This window comes from Streptomyces sp. bgisy159 (assembly GCF_965341775.1).
In the GTDB taxonomy this organism is placed as follows: domain Bacteria; phylum Actinomycetota; class Actinomycetes; order Streptomycetales; family Streptomycetaceae; genus Streptomyces.
Genome location: NZ_CBDQZH010000002.1, coordinates 92,800 through 117,951, shown reverse-complemented (window position 1 = coordinate 117,951; position 25,152 = coordinate 92,800). Strand labels below are relative to the sequence as shown.

The 25,152-nt window shown below is 73.5% G+C and carries 17 protein-coding genes; 11 read left to right on the top strand and 6 right to left on the bottom strand.

The annotated features are described in order from the left end of the window. Positions 1-79 precede the first annotated feature (79 nt). The 7 genes from ACSLTV_RS02505 (at position 80) to ACSLTV_RS02475 (ending at position 14,184) form a co-directional block, all read left to right on the top strand. Positions 80-2,851, top strand: coding sequence for a protein kinase (locus ACSLTV_RS02505; protein ID WP_435611539.1), 2,772 nt, complete (start codon positions 80-82; stop codon positions 2,849-2,851). A 192-nt stretch (positions 2,852-3,043) separates the two neighbouring features. Beyond that, positions 3,044-4,936: a serine/threonine-protein kinase gene (locus tag ACSLTV_RS02500; RefSeq protein WP_432155496.1), complete on the top strand. Its 1,893-nt coding sequence runs from the start codon at positions 3,044-3,046 to the stop codon at positions 4,934-4,936. Positions 4,937-5,002: 66 nt separating this feature from the next. Beyond that, on the top strand, positions 5,003-6,634 hold the full coding sequence (locus ACSLTV_RS02495; RefSeq protein ID WP_435611538.1) for a serine/threonine-protein kinase: 1,632 nt from the start codon (positions 5,003-5,005) through the stop codon (positions 6,632-6,634). A 92-nt stretch (positions 6,635-6,726) separates the two neighbouring features. Then, entirely contained in the window at positions 6,727-8,388 is a 1,662-nt protein-coding gene (locus ACSLTV_RS02490) for a serine/threonine-protein kinase (RefSeq protein WP_435611537.1), read from the top strand. A gap of 89 nt (positions 8,389-8,477) precedes the next feature. Next, a complete protein-coding gene (locus tag ACSLTV_RS02485) occupies positions 8,478-10,424 on the top strand; it encodes a serine/threonine-protein kinase (protein ID WP_435611536.1) in 1,947 nt (648 codons plus the stop codon). Positions 10,425-10,570: 146 nt separating this feature from the next. Continuing rightward, complete coding sequence (locus ACSLTV_RS02480) at positions 10,571-12,190, top strand: succinic semialdehyde dehydrogenase (RefSeq protein WP_432155404.1); 1,620 nt, start codon at positions 10,571-10,573, stop codon at positions 12,188-12,190. 98 nt (positions 12,191-12,288) lie between these two features. Next, positions 12,289-14,184: a GMC oxidoreductase gene (locus ACSLTV_RS02475; RefSeq protein ID WP_435611623.1), complete on the top strand. Its 1,896-nt coding sequence runs from the start codon at positions 12,289-12,291 to the stop codon at positions 14,182-14,184. Between the two features lie 90 nt (positions 14,185-14,274). Here the strand turns inward: ACSLTV_RS02475 and ACSLTV_RS02470 are convergent, their stop codons facing one another. Both ACSLTV_RS02470 and ACSLTV_RS02465 read right to left on the bottom strand, forming a co-directional pair. Then, positions 14,275-15,483: an LAETG motif-containing sortase-dependent surface protein gene (locus ACSLTV_RS02470; RefSeq protein ID WP_435611535.1), complete on the bottom strand. Its 1,209-nt coding sequence runs from the start codon at positions 15,481-15,483 to the stop codon at positions 14,275-14,277. 671 nt (positions 15,484-16,154) lie between these two features. After that, positions 16,155-16,508, bottom strand: a complete 354-nt coding sequence (locus tag ACSLTV_RS02465) for a chorismate mutase (protein ID WP_435611534.1) — start codon at positions 16,506-16,508, stop codon at positions 16,155-16,157. A gap of 278 nt (positions 16,509-16,786) precedes the next feature. Between ACSLTV_RS02465 and guaA the strand changes: the two genes are divergently transcribed. Further along, positions 16,787-18,367, top strand: coding sequence for a glutamine-hydrolyzing GMP synthase (gene guaA, locus ACSLTV_RS02460; protein WP_432134944.1), 1,581 nt, complete (start codon positions 16,787-16,789; stop codon positions 18,365-18,367). A gap of 48 nt (positions 18,368-18,415) precedes the next feature. On the opposite strand, the gene ACSLTV_RS02455 is transcribed toward guaA, so the two are convergent. Together ACSLTV_RS02455 and ACSLTV_RS02450 are read right to left on the bottom strand one after the other, a co-directional pair. Next, entirely contained in the window at positions 18,416-18,889 is a 474-nt protein-coding gene (locus ACSLTV_RS02455) for a pyridoxamine 5'-phosphate oxidase family protein (protein ID WP_432134943.1), read from the bottom strand. A gap of 183 nt (positions 18,890-19,072) precedes the next feature. Next, positions 19,073-19,693 (bottom strand): hypothetical protein, encoded by a 621-nt coding sequence (locus ACSLTV_RS02450; protein ID WP_432134942.1) that lies wholly within the window; start codon positions 19,691-19,693, stop codon positions 19,073-19,075. Between the two features lie 181 nt (positions 19,694-19,874). On the opposite strand from ACSLTV_RS02450, the gene ACSLTV_RS02445 reads away from it, so the two are divergent. From ACSLTV_RS02445 to ACSLTV_RS02435, 3 genes are all read left to right on the top strand, one after another. Then, positions 19,875-20,678 carry a class II aldolase/adducin family protein gene (locus tag ACSLTV_RS02445; protein WP_432134941.1) on the top strand — a complete coding sequence of 268 codons (804 nt, stop codon included), beginning with the start codon at positions 19,875-19,877 and terminating at the stop codon, positions 20,676-20,678. Positions 20,679-21,027: 349 nt separating this feature from the next. Further along, positions 21,028-22,305: a hypothetical protein gene (locus tag ACSLTV_RS02440; RefSeq protein WP_435611533.1), complete on the top strand. Its 1,278-nt coding sequence runs from the start codon at positions 21,028-21,030 to the stop codon at positions 22,303-22,305. A 246-nt stretch (positions 22,306-22,551) separates the two neighbouring features. Continuing rightward, complete coding sequence (locus tag ACSLTV_RS02435) at positions 22,552-23,064, top strand: DoxX family protein (protein ID WP_435611532.1); 513 nt, start codon at positions 22,552-22,554, stop codon at positions 23,062-23,064. A gap of 80 nt (positions 23,065-23,144) precedes the next feature. Here the strand turns inward: ACSLTV_RS02435 and ACSLTV_RS02430 are convergent, their stop codons facing one another. Beyond that, on the bottom strand, positions 23,145-23,414 hold the full coding sequence (locus ACSLTV_RS02430) for a hypothetical protein (protein WP_435611531.1): 270 nt from the start codon (positions 23,412-23,414) through the stop codon (positions 23,145-23,147). Further along, a complete protein-coding gene (locus tag ACSLTV_RS02425) occupies positions 23,401-24,687 on the bottom strand; it encodes a PspC domain-containing protein (RefSeq protein WP_435611622.1) in 1,287 nt (428 codons plus the stop codon). Before ACSLTV_RS02425 ends, ACSLTV_RS02430 begins: the two co-directional genes overlap by 14 nt. Between the last annotated feature and the right edge of the window lie 465 nt (positions 24,688-25,152).

Genomic DNA, 25,152 nt, shown 5'->3' with positions numbered 1-25,152 from the left:
CCGTACGCAGCCGCGTGGGCGCGCGGAACGGAGCGCGTCACGAACGGATTTGACCGACCGGGCGGCCGGGGGAGGCATCGTGGACGACTATGCGGGGCGGGTGCTCGCCGACCGCTACCGCCTGCCGCTGCCGCCCGCCGACGCGTACGAACTCACCGAGACGCGGGCCTTCGACACCTACAGCGGGCAGGAAGTCCTGGTGCGCCAGGTGCCGTTGCCGGAGGTCGTCGAGGCGGAGGTGCTGGACGCGGAGGGGCTGCCCGACGGGTTCACGGCCCGGGAGTACGCACGGCCCGGGCAGCACGGGCAGCACGGCGGTCCCGGCCGCGCGGCCGGGGCGGCGCGGCGGCCCGCCGACCCCACCGTACGGCGGGCGGTGGAGGCCGCGCAGGCGGCGGCCCGGATACCCGACCATCCCCGGCTCGACCAGGTCTTCGACGTGTTCGCCGAGGGCGGTTCGCTGTGGGTCGTCAGCGAGTTGGTGGCCGCGCGCCCGCTGTCCGCGCTGCTCGCCGAGCGGTCGTTGACGCCGTACCGGGCGGCCGAGGTCGCCTCCGACGTGCTCACCGCGCTGCGGGTGCTGCACGCGCACGGCTGGGTGCACCGCAACATCACCGCCCGTACGGTCCTCGTCTGCGAGGACGGCCGGGTCATGCTGACCGGCCTCGCGGTCGGCGCCGCGGAGGAGGCCCTGTGCGGCTACGACCCGGTCCCGGCGGAGCCCGAGCCCCTGCCGGGCTCCGGGACCCCGGCCGGCGGCGCGGCTGACGGCGGGACCGCCGACGGCCGCGGTCCCACCGGCCCTGCGGGCGGCGCCGGCGGCGCCGGACACGGGCCGGGCACCTTCGGTGGTGCGGCGTACGGCGCGGCGGGGTCCGGTCGGGCCGGTGAGCGGGGCATGACCGCGGCTGAGGCCGAGGCCGCCCGGCGTGCGGCCATCGAGGCGCGGGCGGCGGGCGGGCTGCCACCGCTGTCCGGGGGCGGCGGCGCTCCCGGGGGCTCGGCGCCGGGTGCCCCGGCTCCCCGCGCCCTGGAGTCCAACGGCGATGTCAGAGCGGCCCGGGCCGGTGCCATCGCCGCCTACCGCGCGGGCGCGCGGGCGGCGGCGCGGGTCCAGGAGGCCCAGCAGAACGGCGCGGCGGCCCTGCCGGCCTCGCGCACGCAGGGCGCGGGCCCGGACGACCCCTCGCCCTCCTCGACGCCCTCGACGCCCTCGACTTTCTTGCCGTACGCGAACGGACGCACGGGCCAGGGGACCGACGACACCGCCACCGGGGGAACCGCCCTCCCGCCCGGGCAGATCGTCGACCCCTACGGCGTGCGGCGCCCGCCCGGCGCCATGCCCCCCGTGCCGCCCGGGTTCGAGCTCCTCGCCCCGGGCGGGCATCCTTCGGCGCCGGCCGGTGGCGACCCCCTCGGACCCCCGAGCGGGCAGCGGAACCCCGGCGCCCCTGTGCCCGCCGTGCCCGCCCCGCACACCGCACCCGGGGTCCCCGCCGTACCGGACGGCTGTGCCGCCCCGCCGGAAGGGACCGCGTCCCGCTGGGGCGGTTCCGACGCGGAGCGGGCCGGCGCCCGGGGCCCCGCCACCGCGCTGGCGGCCGAGCGGGCGCGCCAGGCGCGGATGGCCGTCGTGGGGCCGGTGACCGAGCGGTGGGCGCCCGAGCAGGCCGGACCGGTGCACGAGAACTGGCAGTTGGCGGCGCCCATCGGCCCCGCGACCGACCTGTGGGCGCTCGGCGCGCTGCTCTTCCGGGCCGTCCAGGGGCACGCCCCCTACCCGGAGGAGTCCACGGCCGACCTGGTGCAGATGGTGTGCGCCGAGCCGCCCGCCTTCGCCGAGGAGTGCGGCCCGCTGCGCCCGGTCGTGGAGTCGCTGCTGCGTCAGGACCCCACCGAACGACCCGACTTCGAGGAACTGCGCGGCTGGCTGCGCTCCCTGGTCAGGTCGGCGCCCGAGCCGGAGGCCGGCACCCATGTCGTCGCCGCGCCGCCCACCGACCCGAAGCGGCTGCCGATCGTGCGCCGCAGGGGCGAACTGGTGCGCAGGCGGCGGGCCGCCCTGCCCGCGCACCACGGCCGGCACAAGCGGCGGGAGACGGACCGTTCGCCGCGCAGCCTGGGCCGGACGCTGCTGGTGGTGATACTGCTGGCGCTGGCGGCGGCGGTCGCGTACGCCATGCTCTTCATGCCCAAGGCCGACGGCGGCGACGGCACCGAGCGCACCGGATCGGCCGGTTCCCCCACCGGATCGGCCGGTTCCCCCACCGACTCGGCCGGCGGGCCCGCGTCGGCGAGCGGCGAACCCCGGCCCGACGAGCGGACCCAGACCTCCCCCGCCCCCCGGCACAGCGGGAGTTCGGCGCCCGAGACCCAGTCCGGTGCCGGCCCCGCCGTCGCCGACGGCTTCACCCTGCGCACGGACCCGGCGGGCTTCCGCATCGCCGTCGCCGACGGCTGGGACCGCACGCCGGGCAACGGCAACGGCCAAGTGGTGTACTCCCACAGCGGCTTCACGCTGATCGTGGTCCCCGGGCGGGACTCGGCCGGGCGGTACGGCAGCGACCCGATGACCTACCAGCGGGAGAAGGAGAGCGAACTCCAGCCCTACCGCAACTCCAGCTGGGCCACCGCCTCCGGGCTGCGCACCACCACGGTGGGCGGACGCACCATGGCCGAGGGGCAGTTCACCTGGACCGGCGGCGACGGCCGGGAACTCTTCGTGCGCAACCTCGCGATCCTCCTCGGCGGTCGCTACCACGTCGTCCAGGTACGCGGCCCGGAGGCCGAGCGCGACGAGGTGACCCGACTGTACGAACAGGCGTCCGCGACCTACGAGTACACCGGCTGAGCGGGCTGGCGGGCACCGGCTGAGCGGGCCGCGGACACCGGCCGGGCCGACGGCCGGCGGCCGGTCTCCCGACGGTGGCGCGAGCGACAACCGTCACAGTGCGGTCACCGTGACACCCCGCCGGTTCCCCGGACGCGGACCGGTTCTTTACGCTGACCTTGTCAAGACCATCAGAGGGGCGATGTGAATCAGATGCAGGGCCAGCTCCTCGCGGGTCGCTACCGGCTGGCCGACGCCATCGGCAGCGGCGGCATGGGGCGGGTGTGGCGTGCTCATGATGAGCTCCTGCATCGAGGCGTCGCCATCAAGGAGCTGACCGCCGCCCTCTACGTCTCCGAGAGCGACCAGGCGATCCTGCTGGCACGAACCCGGGCGGAGGCCCGAGCGGCCGCGCGGATCAACCACTCCGCCGTGGTCACCGTGCACGACGTGCTGGAGCACGACGGCCGCCCCTGGATCGTGATGGAACTGGTCGAGGGCCGCTCGCTCGCCGACGCCGTCAAGGAGGACGGGCGGATCGAGCCCACCGAGGCGGCCCGGATCGGCCTGTGGGTGCTGCGCGCCCTGCGCGCCGCGCACTCCGCCGGTGTCCTGCACCGCGACATCAAGCCCGGCAACGTGCTCCTCGCCCACGACGGCCGCGTCCTGCTCACCGACTTCGGCATCGCCCAGATCGACGGCGACACGACCATCACCCGCACCGGCGAGGTCGTCGGCTCCGTCGACTACCTCGCCCCCGAGCGCATCCGGGGCAACGACCCCGGCCCGTCCAGCGACCTGTGGGCGCTGGGCGCCACGCTGTACACGGCGGTGGAGGGCCGCTCGCCGTTCCGCCGCACCTCCCCGCTGTCGACGATGCAGGCCGTCGTCGAGGAGGAGGCCGGCCCGCCCGAGCACGCCGGTCCGCTCACCCCGGTCATCGCCGCACTGCTGCGCAAGGACCCGGCCGGCCGGCCCACCACCGCCGAGGCCGAGCAGATGCTGGCCGACGTGTCCGAGGGGCGCCACGCGGGCGGCACGGGCCGGTCGGCCGTGCCCCCGCAGTACGCGGGCCCGGACCGCACGACGAGCGGCGGCACGTTCTCGTACGCCGGCGGGGACGGCACGACACCCGGCGGGGTGGCGCCGCCCACCGGCCGGAACGGCGCGTACACCGGGCTGGACCGGGCCGGCGACGGCCCGACACACGTCCACAACGGTCACGACGGTGACAACGCCCAGGGCCGCGGATACGACGGCCAGGACCGTACGACCGGCGGCGGACCGGCGGGCACCTACGGCGGCGGGCACACCCCGCCCGGCTCGTACGGCGGCGGAGCCACCGCGCCCAACGCGGGAGCCGCGGGCGGGCCGTACGCCCCGGCGCCGCACCCGGCGAGCGGTGCCATCGTCGTCGGCCCCACCCCCGTGGGGGAGCCCGTACGCCCCCGGCGACGCCGGCTGCGCACCCTCGCCCTGGTCGTCGCCGTCGCCGCGCTGGTCGGCGGTGGTACGGCGGTGGTGCTCCAGCAACTGGAGCAGAACCGGACGGGGGACGACCCGGTGGCCACGTCGCCGGACACCTCGCCGTCCACGCCCGCCACCGGTACCGTCACCGCCGACGGCGTCCCCAGGACCTGGGTCGAGAAGACGGACCCCCTGGGGTTCCGGATCTCCGTGCCGCAGGGCTGGGAGCGCAAGCCCTTCCAGGACGACGGCGACCTCAAGCAGGTCGACTACACCCCCGACGGCGGCGAGCACTTCATCCGCATCGCCATCGACACCTCCCCCGACTTCGACGACCCCCACGCCCACCAGCGCGACCTCGACCAGCAGTTGCGGCGGCTCGTCGACTACCGGCCACTCAAGCTGGAGCGGAACGTGTACCGGGACCGCGAGGGCTCGGAGTGGGAGTACACCTGGACCGCGCAGCTCAAGGACACGGACTTCCCCGGGCCGCGCCACGCGATCGAGGAGACGTACATCGCCCGCGACGGCACCGAGTACGTCCTGTACATCTCGTCCCCCGCGGAGGACTGGGACGCCACCGAGGAGCAGTTCAGGAGCCTGCTGCGCAGTTGGCGCGAACCGGGCACGACGTCCTGAACGGTGCCCCGGAGTTGGCCGGTGGCCGTCCCGGAGGTGGGTGCTCCGGTGGGGCATGATGGGCGCATGGGGACCGAGGGGGACGGCGACTGCCGTGTGATCGCGGGCCGCTACCGGCTCCAGACGCGGATCGGACGCGGCGGCATGGGGGTCGTCTGGCGGGCCACCGACGAACTGCTGGGACGCCGGGTCGCGGTCAAGGAACTGGCCCAGGACGCCGGCGACTCCGACACCGAGGCCCGGGACCGCCGCGACCGCAGCCTGCGCGAGGCGCGCGCGGTGGCCCAGCTGCACCACCCGCACATCATCGTCGTGCACGACGTGGTGGTCGACGGCGAACGCTCCTTCATCGTCATGGAGTTGATCGACGGGGTCTCGCTGGCCGACCGGATCGCCGAGGACGGCCCGGTCGACCCGGACGAGGCCGCCCGGATCGGTCTGGCCCTGCTGGGCGCGCTGCGCGCCGCCCACTCCGCCGGCGTCCTGCACCGCGACATCAAACCGGCGAACGTCCTCATCGAGTCCGGCACCGGCCGCGTCGTCCTCACCGACTTCGGCATCGCGCAGGTCGCGGGCGCCACCACGCTCACCGAGACCGGGTCCTTCGTCGGCTCACCCGAGTACACCGCGCCCGAGCGGATGTCCGGCGCGCGCACCGGCCCCGAGTCCGACCTGTGGTCGCTGGGCGCGCTGCTGTGCACCGCGCTGAGCGGCGAATCGCCGTTCCGGCGCGACTCGCTGGGCGGCATCCTGCACGCCGTGGTGTTCGGCGAGATCCGCACTCCACCACAGGCCGAGCCGCTGGCGCCGGTCGTGCGGGGGCTGCTGGAGCGCGACCCCGACCGGCGGCTGGACGCGGCGGAGGCCGAACGGATGCTGCGCGCCTTCCGGGACACCGGCCGGACGCCGGTGATGCCGGTCGACCACCCGCCCACTCAGCGTGACGCGCCCGGGCGCCCGCCCGCCCCGGAGCCGGACGACACCGCCGTACCACCGCTCCCGAGGCGCGAGCAGCGCTCCACCCGGGGCGTGCTGGTGGCGGCGGCGCTGGTCGCGGCGATGGCGGGCGCGGGCGTGTCGGCGGTCGCGCTGCTGCTCAACCACGACGACGACGGAGGCGGTGGCCGGCCCACGAGCAGTGCGCCGCACACACCGGGGGAGGGAACGGGCTCCTCGCCGGCTCCGACGGTGACCGTCACCCGCGTACCGTCGGTGTCGCCGTCGGCGTCCTCCGCCGCTTCCGGCGGTCGGCCCACGGCTCCCTCCGGATACCGGCTCGCCGACGAACCCGCCGGGTTCGCGCTGGCCGTACCCGAGGGGTTCCTGCGCAGCCCGCAGGGCGAACGCGTCTTCTACCTCTCGCCGGGCGGAACCTTCCGCCTGGGCGTCAAGGTCACCGAGCCCGACCCCGGCGGCCCGTTGACGGTGATGCGCCGCCAGCACGCCGACGGGCCGGTCAGCAACCCCGGCTACCGCGACGGGCGGGTCACCGAGACCGAGCGCCGCGGACGCCCCGCCGCCTTCTGGGAGTTCACCTGGGACGGCTTCAGCGCTGCGGAGGGCCCCCGGCACACCTACGACCTGTGCTGGGAGGAGGGCGGCCGGCTGTACGACGTGTGGGTGTCGGCGCCGGTGGGCAAGGCGCGCGAGGCGCGGGAGTACTTCGACGTGGCGGTCGACACCCTGGTACCGGCATAACCGTCACATAAGGAGCGGTGCGGGTCACATGTCTGTGACCGGTGCCGGTCGGCTGTGGCCGTGGCCGCGGGCGGCGCGATAAGGATGGAGCCATGAACGACTTCGGGGGAGCCCGTCAGGAGGCTTCCGGGGGAGCCCTTCCACAGCCTGACGACACGACGAGTTTTGTTCTGCAACCGCCGAACGCGGCCGCCGTCCCCGCCCGGTCGTCGGTCGCCCAGCCTCCGGCCGCGCAGGCCCCGGCCGCGCCGGGGCAGCCGCAGCCCACCGGGGTCGGCCGGCTCATCGCGGGCCGTTACCGGCTGCTGGCCAAGCTGGGGCACGGCGGCATGGGCACGGTGTGGCGCGCGCACGACGAGACGGTGGACCGTGAGGTCGCCGTCAAGGAACCTCGTGTGCCGGAGCATCTTCCCGAGCGCGAACAGGCCAACGCCTTCGAACGCATGCGCAGGGAGGCCCGCGCGGCAGCCCGCCTGGACCACCCGGCCGTGGTCGACGTGCACGATGTGGCCGTGGTCGACGGCCGGCCCTGGATCATCATGGAGCTGGTGCACGGCCGTTCCCTCGGCGCGGTCCTCCAGGAGGGCACCCTCAGCACCCGCGAGGCGGCCCGCATCGGCCTGCAGGTGCTCGGCGCGCTGGAGGCCGCGCACGCCGCCGGCGTCCTGCACCGGGACGTCAAGCCGGACAACATCCTGCTCGGCCGGTACGACCGGGTCGTCCTCACCGACTTCGGCATCGCCCGGATCGAGGGCGACACGAGCCTCACCGACACCGGCGGATTCGTCGGTTCGCCCGAGTACATCGCCCCGGAACGGGTGCTGGGCCGGCGGCCCGGCCCGGCGTCCGACCTGTGGTCGCTCGGCGTGGTGCTGTACGCGGCGACCGAGGGCGTCTCGCCGTTCCGCCGCAGCAACACCCCGGCGACCCTGCAGTCCGTCCTGAACGCGGCCCCCGCCCCGCCCGCCGCCACCGGCCCGCTCGCGGAGGTCTTGGGCGGGCTGCTGCACAAGGATCCCGCGCACCGCCCGGACGCCGCCCGCGTCCGCGCACTGCTGGAGGAGGCGGCCGACCCTCCCGCGCCGGAGCCGGTGCGCACCGTGAGGGGGGCCGAGGTCACCACCCGACGGCGGCTGCCTCGCCGGGCGCTGTGGCTGGGCGTGGGCGCGGCCGTCGTCGCGGCGGCCACCACGGCGTACCTGCTGCTCGGCGGCGACTCCGCCGACGGCGAGCTGCCCGCGGGCTGGGCGACGCACCACGAGAAGGACGTCACCGCGACGCTCGCCGTCCCCGAGGGCTATGTGCGGACCGGCCCCGACCGGAAGACGGACGACGACCACTGGGTCGCCTACACCGACCCCAGCGGCGTCCTCTCCGTCGTCCTGACCGTCGACCGCCGGGCGGAGGACACGAGCGGCGACATCGAGGCGTCCGCGAGCGCCGAGATGTACGCCGACAACGGTGCGTTCCAGAAGCGGGGCGACTACGAACTCGACATGCCGAAGGGGCCGCGGACGACCACCGACGACGACGTGACCTTCCACGGCCGCGCCGCCGCCCGGAACACCGTCAGGTACGACACGGACGACAGCTCGGACCCGCGCCCCCGGGAGGTGCGGATCCTCTACTACCGGAGCAGCGCGGGCGACATGTACAGGCTGACCGTCCTCTACCCGGGCAAGGGCGACGTCACCGAGCGGGGCCGCGAGGTCGCCCGTACGGCGATGGAGCACCTGGAGCTGGACCGTCTCTGACCGGCGCGCACGGGGCGACCAGGGCTTGGGAGGGCCGTCGTCCCGGCCCCGCGTCGACAAGCAAGGGCCCTGCACGGTAGTCATGGGGCATGAGGAACGACCGGGGCGCCGGAGGCGGCAGGGGCCGGACCGTGGGCGGGCGCTACCGGCTGCTGGACCGCATCGGCTCCGGCGGCATGGGCACGGTCTGGCGGGCCCACGACGAACTGGTGGACCGCGAGGTCGCCGTCAAGGAACCCCGGCTGCCCGGCGACCCCGGGGACGAGTCCCACCGCCGGGCCGCCCACCGCCTCTACCGGGAGGCCCGGGCGGCCGCCCGCGTCGACCACCCCTGTGCCGTCGCCGTGCACGACGTCGTCGTGGAGGAGGACGACGGCGAGGACGGCCTGCCCTGGATCGTCATGGAGCTGGTCCGCGGCGAGTCCCTGCACGAGGTGCTCAAACGCGGCCCGCTGGAGCCCGCCGAGGCCGCCCGCGTCGGCCTCGCGGTCCTGGGCGCGCTGCGCGCCGCCCATGCGGTCGGCATCGTCCACCGCGACGTGAAGCCCGCCAACGTGCTGATGGGCAGGCACGGCCGGGTCGTCCTGACCGACTTCGGCATCGCCCACGTACAGGGCGAGGAATCCCTCACCGCCAGCGGCGAGTTCATCGGCTCACTGGAGTTCATCGCCCCCGAGCGGATGTCCGGCCGCCGCGCCGGTCCCCCCTCCGACCTGTGGTCCCTCGGGGTCCTGCTGTACGCCGCCGTGGAGGGCTGGTCGCCGTTCCGCCGTACGACGCTGGAGTCGACCCTCGCCGCGATCCTCGCCGCCGAGGTGCCCGAGCCGAAGCAGGCCGGCCCACTGGCCCCGCTCATCGGCCGGCTACTGGTGAAGGAACCCGCGCTGCGCCCCGACGCGGCGGCGACCGAGGCCGCGCTGGCGGCGGCGGCCGGCGAGGAGCCGTCGCCCGGGGGGTACTCGGCGTGGCCGGCGGCGGGCCCGGGACAGGGCACGCAGGAGGCCGCCGAGGCCCAGGACACCTCAGCACTGCGGGAGTTCGGGGACGACGTACGGACGGCCCGGCTCGGGGCGACCGGGGACGCCGGGGCGGCCGGGACCGCCGGGACCGCTGGGGACGGCGGGGACAGCGGGGAGAACGGCGGGGTCGGCGGGGACGGCGGGGACGGCGACGCGGCCGACACTGACGACCTGGCTCGCGATGCCGGGGTTCCCGGTGCCGGTGCCGGTGCCGGGGCTTCCGGCGCCGAAGTTCCCGGCACTGAGGTTTCCGGCGCCGCGGATTCCGGCGCCGGGGCTTCCGAAACCCCGGCTCCCGTGCCGATATCCACCCCGGCCTCGCCGTCCCCGCTCGCTCCGCGTCGCCCCCTGCACCGCCGCCCCGTCCCCCTCGCACTCCTCGGCGGTCTGCTGGCCGGTGCCCTCTGGTTCAGCACCTCCGTCCTCGTCGGCCCCGACAGCGACGCGGCCGCCGGAAGCAGTCCCGGCGCCGCCACCGGCCCGAGCCGGAGCCCGAGCCCGAGCCCGAGCGTCGGCTCCGGCCCCGGCGGTAGCCCGGTCCCCCTCCCGGAGGGCTGGCTGGCCCACCCCGAACCGACCATGAGCGCGACGCTCGTGCTCCCCGCCGCCTACGAGGAGTACGCCCGGCAGGGCAACGCGAAGGTCCAGCCCCGGGTGGTGGAGTACTCGGCCGGCTTCGTCCAGGTCCACCTCACCCAGTGGGACACGGCGCCGGGCACACCCAAGGGCCAGGCCATGAAGCACGCCCGCACCTGGAAGTTCCTGGGCGACGGCGACGCCACCACCTCCTACACCCCCACCACCTTCCACGGCTGGGAAGCGATGCAGTGCGACACCACCTACGGCGAGGGCGACCTGCGGCGCCGGCTCGTCGAACTGCTCGTCGTCACCGACGACGAGCGCTTCTACGAACTGCGCGTCGAGATGCCCAAGGACGAGGCCGCCGAACGGCAGGGCCTGTCCGTCTTCAAGGCCGCGCGGGACCGGCTGCTGATCTCGGACCACCCCGACAACTGAAAACCCGCCGCTCCTTCCGTCGCCCGTCGTGCAACGCCCTGATCAGCGCGTTCGTTGCCAGTGGTCGCTGGCGGGATGTGAGTACTCGGTGAATGCAGATTACCGACGGGTACACAAAGGCTGTCCCGCCGCATACCCTGCGCCTCATGAGCGAAGCGCAGGCTCCTGAGAAGGCCGCTGACGGCACCAATCCCGTCGCCCCCGCACCGGCCGGTGTCCGTACCGCCGCCGACGTGGTCACCCCGGCGCTGGTGGCCCGGCTCACCAAGGGCGTGGCCGGTTCGGGCCGGACCGCCAACCACACGCCGTTCACCGGCGAGAAGCTCACCGACCTGCCGGAGTCCACACCGGAGGACGTCGCCGCCGCCTTCGACCGGGCCCGCGCCGCACAGGCGGTCTGGGAGCAGATCCCGGTCCGCGAGCGTGCGGCGGTGCTCCTGCGCTTCCACGACCTCGTGCTCCAGCGCCAGGCCGAAGTGCTGGACCTCATCCAGTTGGAGACCGGCAAGGCCCGGCTGCACGCCCACGAGGAGGTCCAGGCGGTCGCCGTCGCGGCCCGCCACTACGGCCGCAAGGCCCCCGGGTACCTGCGGCCCAAGCGGCACGCGGGCGCCATACCGACGCTGACGAAGGTGACCGAACTGCGCCACCCGCGCGGGGTCGTCGGCCAGATCGCCCCCTGGAACTACCCGCTGGAGCTGTCGGTCGGCGACGCGCTCCCCGCGTTCGTCGCGGGCAACGCGGTGGTGATGAAGCCGGACACCGAGACCTGCCTGACCGCCCTGTGGGCCCGTGACCTGCTCATCGAGGCGGGGCTGCCGGCCGAGGTCTTCCAGGTCGTCCTCGGCGAGGGGCCGGTGGTCGGCCCCGAGGTCGTCCGCCACGCCGACTACGTCTCCTTCACCGGCTCCACCCGCACCGGCCGCGAGGTCGCCCAGGGCGCCGCCGCCCGCCTGGTCGGCGTCTCCCTCGAACTGGGCGGCAAGAACGCCATGCTGGTCCTGGAGGACGCCGACATCGAGAAGGCCGCCGCCGGCGCCGTGCGCGCCTGCTTCTCCTCGGCCGGCCAGCTGTGCATCTCCATTGAGCGGCTCTACGTCCACGAGGCCGTCGCCGACGCCTTCGTCGAGCGGTTCGCCGCCCGCACCCGGGCCATGCGGCTGGGCGCCTCCCTGGCGTACGGCGCCGACATGGGTTCGCTGGTCGGGGAGCGCCAGCTGGAAACCGTGACGCGGCACGTGGCGGAGGCCGTGGCACAAGGCGCCCGTATCGTCGCGGGCGGGGTCGCCCGGCCGGACATCGGCCCCTACTTCCACGAGCCCACCATCCTCGACGGCGTCGACACCACCATGTCCGTCTGTACGGAGGAGACCTTCGGGCCGGTCGTGTCCGTCTACCGCTTCTCGACGGACGACGAGGCCGTCGGGCGCGCCAACGCCACGCCGTACGGCCTGAACTCCTCGGTGTGGACCAAGGACGCCAAGCGCGGCCGGGCCGTCGCGGCCCGTCTGCGCACCGGCACGGTCAACATCAACGAGGGCTACGCCCCCGCCTACGGCAGCGTCCAGTCGCCCATGGGCGGCATGAAGGACTCCGGTCTCGGCCGCCGCCACGGCTCGGAGGGCATCCTCAAGTACACGGAGGCCCAGACGGTCGCCCATCAGCGCCTGCTGCCGATGGCCCCGGCCCTGGGCATGACGGACGAGAAGTACGCGGCCTTCATGAGCCGCAGCCTGAGGGTGATGAAGGCACTCCGGCTCGGATAGCCGGCCGGGGCGGGGCGGCCCGGGCGGGGCCCGCGGCGCATCCGGCCCCAGGCCGCACCGCACGCCCACAGCGCATGCCCACAGCGCACGCCCACCGCATGTACGCACGCCCGCACTGCACACTCGAAGAGGAGAAGCACGTGCCAGAGGACGCCCACGACTACGACTACGACGTGATCGTCGTCGGCTCCGGCTTCGGCGGGTCCGTATCCGCCCTGCGCCTGACGGAGAAGGGCTACAAGGTGGGCGTCCTGGAAGCGGGCCGCCGCTTCACCCGCGCCACCCTCCCGAAGAACTCCTGGGACCTGAAGAACTACCTGTGGGCCCCCAGGCTCGGCCTCTACGGCATCCAGCGCATCCACCTGCTGGGCAACGTGATGGTCCTCGCGGGCGCGGGGGTCGGCGGCGGATCGCTGAACTACGCCAACACCCTGTACGTACCGCCGAAGCCGTTCTTCGAGGACCCGCAGTGGCGGGACATCACCGACTGGCAGGAGGAGCTGAAGCCGTACTACGACCAGGCGCGGCGCATGCTCGGCGTACGGCTGAACCCGACGACGACTCCCTCGGACGTCCATCTCAAGGCGGCCGCCGAGAAGATGGGCTGCGGCGACACCTTCCACCTGGCCCCGGTGGGCGTGTTCTTCGGCGACGGCCAGGACGCCGACGGAACGGCCCGGGCGACGCCCGGCGCGACCGTACCCGACCCCTACTTCGGCGGGGCCGGCCCCAGCCGCACCGCCTGCACCGAGTGCGGGGAGTGCATGACGGGCTGCCGCCACGGCGCGAAGAACACCCTCAACGAGAACTACCTCCACCTCGCCGAGCAGGCCGGCGCGACCGTCCACCCCATGACCACGGTCGTGTCGGTGACCGACGACTCACGCGGCGGCTACGCGGTCACGACCCTCCCGACGGACCGCCGCAAGGGCAAGGGCAAGGGCAGGGACGGGGACGGGGGCAGGGGGAGAGGCACGGGCACAGGCACGGACACGGGCACGGGCGGGGGCCGGGTGTTCACCGCCCGCCGGGTCGTCCTGGCGGCCGGTACCTACGGCACCCAGACCCTGCTGCACCGCATGAAAGCAAACCGCCAACTGCCTCACCTCTCCGACCGCTTGGGCGAGCTGACCCGCACCAACTCGGAGGCGCTGGTGGGCGCCCAGACGGACGACCGCCGCTACCGCAAGGTGACCGGCGCGGCCCGCGTCGACTTCACCCGCGGCGTCGCCATCACGTCGTCCGTGCACCCCGACGAGGACACCCACATCGAGCCGGTCCGCTACGGCAAGGGCTCCAACGCGATGGGCGGCCTGTCGATCCTGCAGGTCCCCTACACGGACGGCTCGTCGCGGGTCGCCGCCTGGCTGGCCAACGCCGCCCGCCACCCCCTGCTGGTGCTGCGCTCGCTGTCCAACCGCCGCTGGTCGGAGCGGAGCATCATCGGCCTGGTGATGCAGTCGCTGGACAACTCGCTGACGACGTACCTGAAGCCGGACGGCCTCGGCCGGGGCCTGCTCACCGCCCGCCAGGGCCACGGCGCGCCCAACCCCAAGCAGATCAAGGCGGCCTCGGAGGCGGCCTCGGCGATCGCCGCCGACATCAACGGTTTCGCGGGCTCCAACGTGGGCGAGCTGATGGGCACCCCGCTGACCGCCCACTTCCTGGGCGGCTGCCCGATCGGCTCCTCCCCGCGGACCGGTGTCGTCGACCCGTACCACCGCCTGTACGGCCACCCCGGCATCTCGGTCGTCGACGGCGCCGCCGTCTCGGCGAACCTCGGGGTCAACCCCTCGCTGACGATCACCGCCCAGGCCGAGCGGGCGATGTCGTACTGGCCCAACAAGGGCGAGGAGGACCCGCGTCCGCCGCAGGGCGCGGCCTACGTCCGCCTCCAGCCGGTCGAGCCCAAGTCCCCCGCGGTCCCGCCCGAGGCGTTCGGCGCGCTGCGGCTGCCGTTCCTGGGAATGCCGCCGGTGCCCCCGAAGGCGTAGTGGTCCGGCGGCCGTCGAGCGCGTACAGCAGAAGGGACCTGCGCCCCCCTCCGAGCGCAGGTCCCTTCCGACGTCGGTCGGCCGCCTGCCTCAGGCGGTCGTACCGGCCTTGCGGCGACGCACCGCGAACATCACGCCGGCACCGGCCAGCACGGCGACGCCGCCGACCGTGCCGATCAGCGGGAGCGCGGAGCTCGAACCGGTCTCGGCGAGGCTGCCGGTGACGGGCAGCCGGGAGACGCCGCCCTGCGGCTTGGTCTCGGGCTTGGTCTGCGGGACGGGCTTCGTCGTCGAGCCGTCGCCCGGCTCGGCCTCGCCCGGGTCCTCGTTGGAGGTGCCGGGGGCGAGGACGGTGAAGTAGGCGTCCGACCCGTAGTTCGTGGCCACGCACTCCTGGTCGTCGACCGTGTCCAGGTAGGCGCCGGCGTCGAAGAAGTAGCCGTCGCCGACCGGGGCGTCCTTGTGGATGCTGAGGCGCAGGTCGGCCTTGATGTAGTCCTGGGGCTTCATCACGTCGAGGCCCCAGAAGTAGCCGCCCGCCCACGACCGGTCGTTGCCGTTCTCGTCCTGGAAGGACTCCCGGATCTCTTCCCACTTCTTCGTTTCCGGGTTGAGGAACTGCAGCTCGACGTACGGCGACAGGTAGTCGGTGTACTCGTCGCTCCTGAAGTTCTCGACCTCGGCGTAGACGGCGACGTCCTTGAGGTCCGCCTTCGAGGTGTTGGTGACCTTCAGCGAGAAGTCGTGCCAGCCGCTGCCGGCGACGATCTTGCCGGGCAGACCGGTGATCTCGGAGTCGAGGGCAGCCCCCTCGTAGTCCTCGTCGATGTCCTCGCAGAAGGGCGGCTCGGAGTCCTCGCCGTCGTCCTCGCCCTCCGAGGTGCCCGGGTTCTGGTTCTCGTCCTTCTCGGCACCGGAGTTCTCCTGCTCGCCGCTGCCGGACGCCTCGCCGTTCTTCGATCCGGATCCGCCGGACCCGGATTCGCCGGACCCGGAACCGCCGGACCCGGAACCGCCGGCCTTGGAGTCACCGGTCTCGGGGTCACCGGTCTCGGGGGCGGTGCCGGAGACGGTGTTCTGCCCGTTCTCGGTGTCCTCCGTCTCGGAGGACCGGGCGGGGTCACTGGTCGACCGAGTGGTGTCGTCCTCGGTCTGCGACGTCTTCGCGGAACCGTCCTGCGACGCGGAGGCACCCGAGGACGGCGTGTCGTCCGCGTACGCGCTGGGTGCCGACAGCAGGGCGAGCGGCGCTATGACGGCAGTCGCGGCCACGGTGACCATGGCGCGGCGAAGCTTCATGAAAGACCTCGAAGGATCCGTGACGAATGGGAGCACGTGCGGGGCTCGTGTTACGCCAGCTTTGATCCGTGAGGCGGATGAATGGTTGCACCGCTCCTCACCCGATTCTCATGTGACCTGAGTCACTTCGCGGGGGGTGCGACGCAGGGCGAGGACAGGCTCTGCGGAACGGAGAGGAAGGGCCCCGCGGGACGGAATCGCGGGGCCCTTCTTTCTCGTCAGCACCGGCGTCAGGGCAGCGCCGGTGCCTCGGGGGAGCGGCGCCGGGGGGTTGCGCCGCTGACATGGACTGAGGCGGTGTGTCACTGTCCGCCGGTCGGCCCCGGGCGTCCCCGAGGCCGACCGTTCTCTTGGGTGACCGGGCTGCTGTCCCCTGCCGTCCGGTCACTTCCCTGGAGCGAGGTCCCACGGCGCACGGCACGATCCGTACGCCTCATCGCTCCAGCGAGCCACGCGTGGTTCTTCCGGGCCCGCGCCTGGCTGGCACGGACACCGGTACCAACGAAGGCGTATGAGGCCGGTCACGGGCCGTACGGGTGAGAGCGGGCCCGAACTCAGATCCGACTGCCTCAGGCCCGGTGGCTCGGCCTCGGTGGCTCAGACCTGGTGGCTCAGACCTGGTGTGCCTGAGCCGGTGGGCTCAGGCACGGTGGGCTCCAGATCTGGCGGGCTCAGACCCGGCCGCGGCACAGTTCGAGGAGCGTCATGGCGAGCGTGGTGCCGGGTCGGCCCAGCGCCTCCCGGTAGTGGGTGAGGATCTCCGTCTCCCGGGCCAGGTTCACCCGACGGCCGCCGGACGTGATCCGCGCCTCCTGGATCACCGCGGACACGGCCATCCGTTCCTGGATCAGCCCGATGATCCGGTCGTCGAGCGCGTCGATGCGCTCCCGCGCGCCGCTGATCACGCCCGCGGCCTCGGCCGTGCGGGCTCCGGTCCGGTCGGTGGAGGACGTGGTGCGCCGGCTGGAGGGCGTGGCGCGCTCGGTGGAGGACGTGGTCCGCTCGGTGGAGGGGGAGGTCGTCACTGGGGGCTCCTGTGTGGTGTCGGAGGAAGGTGCCCCGGAACGGCAGGACCCGGAGAAACGACAGGCGCCCCGGGCCTTGTCGGCCCGGGGCGCCTGGGAAGTCGCTCGGCGTTCGTCGCTCAAGCAGCTCGACCATGGCAGCCGGCGGGCCGGGTGCCATAGGTAAAGAGGAAGGTCGAGTGCGCGAGCATGCGGCCAGTATGCCACGGCGGACCCCGACGCCACCCCCGGTAGAATTGGCCAGCACAGCGACCCCGCCCCACCGCCGGAAGGCTCCCGTGTCACCAGCGACTCCCGCTGCCGCCGCCCCCGACACCGTCCTGGTCGTCGACTTCGGCGCGCAGTACGCCCAGCTCATCGCCCGTCGCGTCCGCGAGGCCCGGGTCTACAGCGAGATCGTCCCGAGCACCATGCCGGTCTCGGAGATGCTTGCCAGGAACCCGGCGGCGATCATTCTCTCCGGCGGCCCCTCGTCCGTGTACGAGGAGGGCGCCCCGCGTCTCGACCGCGCGCTCTTCGAGGCCGGCGTCCCCGTCTTCGGCATGTGCTACGGCTTCCAGCTGATGGCACAGGCCCTCGGCGGCACGGTCGACAACACCGGCGCCCGCGAGTACGGCCGCACGGACCTGCGGGTCTCCAAGCCGTCCTCCACCCTCTTCGAGGGAACCCCCGCCGAGCAGGCCGTCTGGATGTCGCACGGCGACGCCTGCTCCGCCGCCCCCGAGGGCTTCTCCGTGACGGCTTCCACGGACGTCGTCCCGGTCGCCGCCTTCGAGAACGACGAGAAGAAGCTCTACGGCGTCCAGTACCACCCCGAGGTCATGCACTCCACGCACGGCCAGCAGGTGCTGGAACACTTCCTGTACCGCGGCGCGGGCCTGAAGCCGTCCTGGACCACGGGCAACGTGATCGACGAGCAGGTCGCCGCGATCCGTGAACTGGTCGGCGACAAGCGCGCCATCTGCGGCCTGTCCGGCGGCGTGGACTCCGCCGTGGCCGCCGCCCTCGTCCAGAAGGCCATCGGCTCCCAGCTGACCTGCGTGTACGTCGACCACGGCCTGATGCGCAAGGGCGAGACCGAGCAGGTCGAGAAGGACTTCGTCGCGGCGACCGGCGTGCAGCTGAAGGTCGTCGACGCCGAGGAGCGGTTCCTCAAGGCGCTGGCCGGGGTCTCCGACCCCGAGGAGAAGCGGAAGATCATCGGCCGCGAGTTCATCCGCGTCTTCGAGCAGGCGCAGGCCGAGATCATCGCCGACGAGGGCCCGGCGGTGGAGTTCCTGGTGCAGGGCACCCTCTACCCCGACGTCGTCGAGTCCGGCGGTGGCACCGGCACCGCGAACATCAAGTCCCACCACAACGTGGGCGGCCTCCCCGAGGACCTCGAGTTCAAGCTCGTCGAGCCGCTGCGCAAGTTGTTCAAGGACGAGGTCCGCATGGTCGGCCAGGAGCTCGGGCTGCCGGAGGAGATCGTCCAGCGCCAGCCGTTCCCCGGCCCGGGCCTCGGCATCCGGATCGTCGGCGAGGTCACCAAGGAGCGGCTCGACCTGCTCCGCGAGGCCGACGCCATCGCCCGCGAGGAGCTGACGGCGGCCGGCCTCGACCGTGAGATCTGGCAGTGCCCGGTGGTCCTGCTCGCGGACGTCCGCTCGGTCGGCGTCCAGGGCGACGGCCGCACCTACGGCCACCCCGTCGTATTGCGTCCCGTGTCCTCCGAGGACGCGATGACCGCCGACTGGTCGCGCCTGCCGTACGACGTGCTCGCCCGGATCTCCACCCGCATCACCAACGAGGTGCGGGACGTCAACCGGGTCGTGCTCGACGTGACCAGCAAGCCCCCGGGGACGATCGAGTGGGAGTGAGGCCGTCGCGGCCCGGTCCGGTCCGGGCGTCAGAGCCCGGTCCGGTCCTCAGGCCCGTCTGAGCGTGCGCACCCGCTCCCCGGGCCGCCAGACCTGGACGACGAGGTACGTGTCGTCCTCGACGTAGGTCCGCACGACCTCCGTCAGCTCGGTGCGAAAGAGGTGGAACGGCTCCGGCGGTTCCACCTCTTCGACGTACCGGGCCCGGGTCCCCGGGTCCTCCACCTCGATCGCGCGCCCGCCGATCCGCACGTCACCGCCGCCCATACCCGTCCCCTCGCCCGGGTTCGCCTGGAGCGCGAACCGGGGATCGCGGCGCAGGTCGAGCGCCTTGAGCGAGTCCGGCATCATGCCGAGCCACAGCTCACCGTCGAGGAAACGGACCTCCAGGCCCGTGGTTCGCGGCGACCCGTCCTTGCGGAGGGTCGCCAGGACATGGTGGGTGAAGGCGCCGAAGCGGTCCTCGACGATGCGGGCGAGGGCGGGTTCGGCGGAGGCGAAGGCCTGCCAGTTCGCTGCCATGCGACGAGTGTGGCGCCGATACCCGACACCTTCTGGCAGGTATCAGGTATCAGGTATCGAGTGCCGGGTATCGGGCATTTGCCGGCTGTCGGCTGTCGGCTGTCGGCTGTCGGCTGTCGGCTGTCGGCGGCACGGACCGTGCGCGGAAGCGCGGGCGGCGTCCACCGCCCGCGGCTGGGCCGCTCAGACCGCGTACGGCACCGGGCGCATGTACCGCTCCACACCCCGGTGGTCCCGGGCCTGCGCGCAGCCGGCCGCCGTCAGGCGTCGGCCCAGCTTCGCGCGGTGGGACGCGTTGACGCGTATCGAGCCCAGCAGAAGCGCGGGGAGCAGGACGGTGATCGGTACCAGCACCGCGTACTTGCCCGTCACCACGGTCAGCAGCAGGAACAGGACGGCGCTGCCCGCGGCCAGCGCACGCAGCTGCCGGGGGTTGCCGGCGGCCACCAGACGGTCGTAGCGGATGAGGTCGGCCAGGACGTCGACCTCCGCCTGGGTCTCGGGCACCGGCTTCAGCGAACCCAGGTACATCCCCGGCACCGGCCGGTCCTTGCCCGGGTCGGGGAACGCGGCCACGTTGGCCGCCGCCCGCTGCTGCGCCGCCGGGTCGGTGCCGCGGACCAGGTCGACGTGCAGGACCTTGTGCCGGCCGACCAGCCGCACCCCCGAGTAACGGAAGCCGTAGCACTCGGCGACGTAGGCCAGCGCGGCGGCCGTCTCGGCATCGCCGGGGGCGACGATCTCGACCTCGTCCTGGGTCGCGATCTGCCGCATGAGGGGCTTGAGGTGGCGGTTGACACTCACTGAGGGCTCCGGTGTGCTCTTCGGCGCGGTCCGGGACCGGACGCCGAACTTCTGATTACGCACCCCAGACACCTGAGGACGCGGCAGGGTTGCGCGTGGCTTCTTCACAGAACGGCTCTGTTCTCCTGCGCTGACCGACGGTAATTTCCGCCCCGTACAGCACCCGCTCCTGGAGGACCCGATGCACGGGACACCGCGGCCGACCCCGCCCCCCGCCCTTCCGACGGACCAGCTGCGGTTCGCGATGCCCCCCAGGTACGACTCGGTCGAGGACGAACGCCGGCACCGCAAGGAACGGCTCGCCGGCGCCCTGCGCATCTTCGGACGGCAGGGCTTCGAGGACGGCGTCTCCGGGCACATCACCGCCCGCGACCCCGAGTACAGCGATTGCTTCTGGGTGAATCCCTTCGGTGTGCCGTTCAAGCACGTCACCGTGAGCGACCTGGTCCTCGCCAATGCCGACGGACAGGTCGTCGAGGGTCGCTACCACGTCAACCAGGCCGCCTTCACCGTGCACGCCCAGGTGCACGCCGCCCGTCCCGACGTCGTCGCCGTCGCCCACTGCCACTCCGTGCACGGCCGCGCCCTCGCCGCCCTCGGTGAACTCCTGGACCCGATCACCCAGGAGAGTTGCGCCTTCTACGAGGACATGGCGCTCTACGACGCCTACTCCGGCGTCGTCGTCGACGCCGAGGAAGGCCGCCGGATCGCCGCCGCGCTCGGCTCCCGCAAGGCGCTCGTGCTGCGCAACCACGGGCTGCTGACCGTCGGGGACTCGGTGGACGCCGCCGCCTGGTGGTTCCTGTCCATGGAGCGGTCCAGCCAGGTCCAGCTCCTCGCCCGGGCCGCCGGACGGCCGGTGCTGATCGACCACAAGCAGGCGGTGGCCACCCGTGAGCAACTCGGTGGTGACCTGGTCGCGTGGATCAACTACCAGCCACTCTGGCAGGACATCAGCAACAGCGAACCGGACCTGCTGAGCTGAGCACATCCGAACACAGCGGACACAGCCGAGCACGAGCCGACCGCGGACCTCTGCGAGCGGGCCGTAGCCGGCTCGAGCGGCTCGCAGCCGGTTCGAGCAGGCCGGAGCAGGCTCAAGAGGGCGCCCCAGCAGGCCCGAGCAGGCCAGTCGGCCCCGCATCGGCTGGACAGTCAACGCGACGATCGCGACTTCACCCTTGCGGGGGTGTCTGATAGTCGGACCTGGCAGGCGCGACAGGTGTCCCGTAGGGCACAATTCGCTCACGTCGCACCGGTTTTTGCACGGGCGGTGGCCGGGTCAACGGAGGTCGCCGTCCGCTTATGGGTCGTGGGGAAGGCGGGCGTCGCACGTGGCGGTGCAGGAGGCGAGACAGGACGTCGGAACGGGCGCGCACGCAGGTGGCTGCACCTGCGACGACTGCCCTCACGGGGCACGCGAGGGACACCGCCGGGCAGTGGCCGCGTTCCTGCTCCGGCGGGACGAGTTCGCGGCCGGCCAGGGCCTGCCGGCCGCGGTGGCGCACTCCGTGTCCGCCTCCCGACAGTGGGTCTCCGAGGAACTCACCCAGTCCGCCGTACTCGTCGCCGAACGGGGCCGTGCCGAGGGTGAGGCCTGGCTGGCCCGCCTCTGGGTCCGCACCGCCTGCACGGTGTGGGCGGCCGTCGTCGTCCTGCTGCTCGTCCAGGCCCTCACCGCTGTCGGCGCGGGCTGGACCACGGCCCGCACCGCCGGACTGCTCGCCGCCCTGCTGGTGGCCGGTGTCCTGACCGCGGCCTCCTGGTTCCACCGAGCGCGCGGCGGTGTCCTCGCCCCCGTCATCGGCGAGGACAACCGCCTGTCCACCTCCCGCGCGGTCGCCGCGGCCTGGGTGCTGCTCTTGGCCTACGCGGTCCTGGTCCTGGCGGGCCGCCTCGCCGCCGCCTCCGGTCACACCGAACGCGACACCCTCATCGCCGGACTCGACCTCGCCCGCGGGGCCGGCGTGGTGACCGTCCTCGCGGTGGTGTGCGGCATCGCCGTGCTGGTGCGCCGAGTGGTCGGGCTGCGCGTACTCTCCCAGCGCCTGCAGAAGGTGCGCGCCGACCGGCCCAGAGCCGCCGACCTGCTCACCGACGACTCGGGACGCGGCACCTTCGCCGACATCCAGTACGTCGTGATCAGCGTCGTCGCCCTGGTCTTCGCCGCCGTCCGCCTGGCCCGCCGCCCCGACCAGCTCCCCGATCTGCCCTGGGGACTGGCCGTGGTGGTACTGGTCTCCGCCGCCACCTACGTCGCCGGCAAATACGCGGAGGGCGGCCGTCCCGTCATCCTCTCCGTCGTCCGCTCCCGGGAAGCCGGCGACCTCGACGCCCCCATCCGTACCGGCGACGACATCGAGATCCGCGGCGCGGGCTTCGTCCCGCCCGGCGCCCAGAGCGCCGACCGGCTCTCCCGCATGGTCGTGCGCATCGGCGCCGTCCACGTCCATGTCCCCCTCGTCCCCGTCACGGGCGGCTTCAGTAACCCCACCGACGCGGTCCTCACCGTGCCGGTCCCCGCGGACGTCGAGCCCGGCCGGGTCGACGTCCAGGTGGTGACGGCGGCCGGTGTGGAGACGAACCGCTACCCGATCGACGTGACCGACTGACCCGGACGGCCACTGGACAGCCCTTGGCGCCACTCGACAATCCGCCCGGCACTTCCCGGGACCCCCGCGCTTTCTCCCTGCCCTGGGAGCCGAACGCGGCCGTCGCCGCACAAGACCCACCTGGCCCGACATTGGTCCTGGCGGACGCAGCCGCGTGAACGTATCGCCCCTTTCGTACGTATGGTCTATTGAGGGGCTCGGCGAGGGATCGATCCCTCGGGCCGGACGAGAGGCGGTTTGCGGGCGATGACTCACAGCATGCGTACGGACACCCACTCACCCCACACCGACGGTCCCCGCGACTGGCGCGCCACCGCCACCCGCTACGCCCTCCTCCCGCTCCGCCTCTTCCTCGGCGTCACCTTCCTCTACGCCGGGCTGGACAAGCTCACCGACAGCGCCTTCATGAAGGACTCCGGCCCCGGCTCCATCGGCGAGACCATGCGGGCCGTCCGCGACTCCTCAGCCGTCCCCGCCCTGGTCGACCTCGCCCTCAACAACCCCGTCGCCTTCGGCTACGCCATCGCCGCCGGTGAACTCCTCGTGGGCATCGGCGCCCTGCTCGGCCTGCTCACCCGTCTGGCCGCCCTCGGCGGCGCCCTGATCTCGCTCAGCCTCTGGCTGACGGTCAGCTGGGCCTCCGACCCCTACTACTACGGCAATGATCTGCCGTACCTGATGTCCTGGCTCCCTCTCGTCCTCGCCGGAGCCCCGGTCCTGTCCCTCGACGCGCTCTGGCGCGCCAGACGCCGACGCTGAGCCCGGGCCACGGGTGGTCCGCTCACCGACAGCCGGCCGCTTCTGCTCCGGCCCTCACCCGTCCGCGTGCCTGAGTCGGCTCACGCCGCCGCGCCGGAGCGGCTCCCCGGGCCCTGCGTGCCTCCCGGCTCGTCGGGGCCGGACCCTCCCGTGGTGCGGCGGCGTCTGCGTACACCGCGGGCCGTCAGCGCCGTCACAGCCGCCAGGGCAAGGCCGGCCACGGTGATCGGGATGACGGCGAACCACTCGCTGTCCCACAGCCCGCCCACGTCGCCCGCGCAGACCACGCCCGCGGCCGCGAAGAACAGACCGGCGACCAGCCGGCCCGGCCGGAACTCATGACGCAGCACGGGCCACCTCCGCCTGTCCCGCCCCGACCTGGAGATCCAGGACGAGCGTGCCGGTGTCCTTACCGCCCGAGACCGGCGGCAGGGTCAGCTCAGTGTGTCTGTCCGGCTGCACATCCACGTCCTTCTCGTCGTCACCCGGCAACTGGATGTCACCCAGACCCACCTCGATGTCGAGCTTCACCGTCACGTCCGGCGGGAGGATCACCCGCAGCCGGCCCAGTCCCACCTCGGCATCGGTGGACACCGACTGCCCCGCCGCGAGTTTCACCCGGGACAGATCCAGCGTCCCCTCGCCGGTGCCGAGGTCGTACGACTCACGTATGTCCGTCACCGCCGCCGGTCGCCATTCCCGCTCGATCCAGTGGGTGCTGATGTCCCGCGGCAGCGCGGCGGCACCCGCCAGCAGACCCGCCGTGACGACCGCCAGCAGGACCGAGCCGGCTCCGGTGCGCCCCAGGAACGCGCTCACCGCGATCCCCAGACCCAGCACGATCAGCGCGGCCGACAGCCCCGCCTGCAGACTGCTGCCCAGCGGATGGTCCTGCCAGGTCAGCGAGGTCGTCAGGCCGCACGCCAGCAAGGCCAGCAGGAACAGCCAGCCCCCGATCCAGCGAGGGCCGCGAGGTCTCGGCGCCCGGACCGGCGGGGCCGCCCATACATCCGGACGGCCGTGTCCGTGGCTGTAGGCACCCAGTCCGACGTCGAGGGCCGTCGTGACGTCCCGGCCCTGGGCGTCCCGCGGGCCCCACAGATAGCCGGTGCCGCCCACGTGCGTGCCGTCCTTGACGATCGGGTCGCGCCACCAGGACGGGTAGGCCGCGGGCACCGGCGGTGCCTTCGCCTCCGGCGGAGCGTCGGCGGCGGCCTGCGCGGCTATCGGGTTCGGCCGGCCGGGGCGCGGCCCGGAGCTCGGTGACGGCTCCTCCTCTTCCGGGGCGGCGCGGCGCTGCGACCAGTAGCCGGCGCCGGCCAGGAGGACGGAGAGGACGACGGCGAACGTCAGCACCCCGCCGTTCTTCACCATCGTCAGGAACACCCCGCAGCCCACCAGCGCGAACAGCACCGCGGCGAGGGCCTGGCCGTCGACCCGGCCGGTGAGGAGCTTGCGCACCTCGTTCTCCTCCTCGCCCGCGTACGGCACGAAGAGCCAGGCGAACCCGTAGAAAATGAGGCCTATGCCGCCGGTCGCGGAGAGCACCGCCAGGGTGATCCGGAAGATCACTGGATCCATGTCGCACTGCCGCGCCAGACCCGCGCACACACCGGCGAGCATCTTGTACTCCGGGTCCCGGCGCAGTCGCGGCACGGACGCCTCGGCCGCGGACACCCCCTCACGCTGTTCCGCAGCCGTGCCGTCCCTTCCCGAACCGGGGTTGTCCGGCCTCGCGGCGGAGCCGCCCGCACCTGCGGCGGTGGTGCCGACACCACCGGCCCCCGCGCTGCCCGGCCGGCCGGAGCCCGCGTCCCCCCGGCTGCTCCCACCGGTGGGGACGCCGACCTCCTGGTCCGCCCCGTTCGTCACTGTCTCCTCCGTCACGCCCGCCCCTTCACCCCGGTCCGCCCCTCGGGACGTCCCCCTCTTCCCGCGCCCGTCCGACTGCTCGGGCGCACTCCGTTCCGCCCGCGGTTCCCGGCCCTCCGGCGCACCCTTCTCCCCGGGTGCGCCCGCCCGCTCGTGCGCGCGCGGCTCCTCACCTGCGGCGCCCGCGGCATACGCGTCGGACGCGGTGTCCGCGTC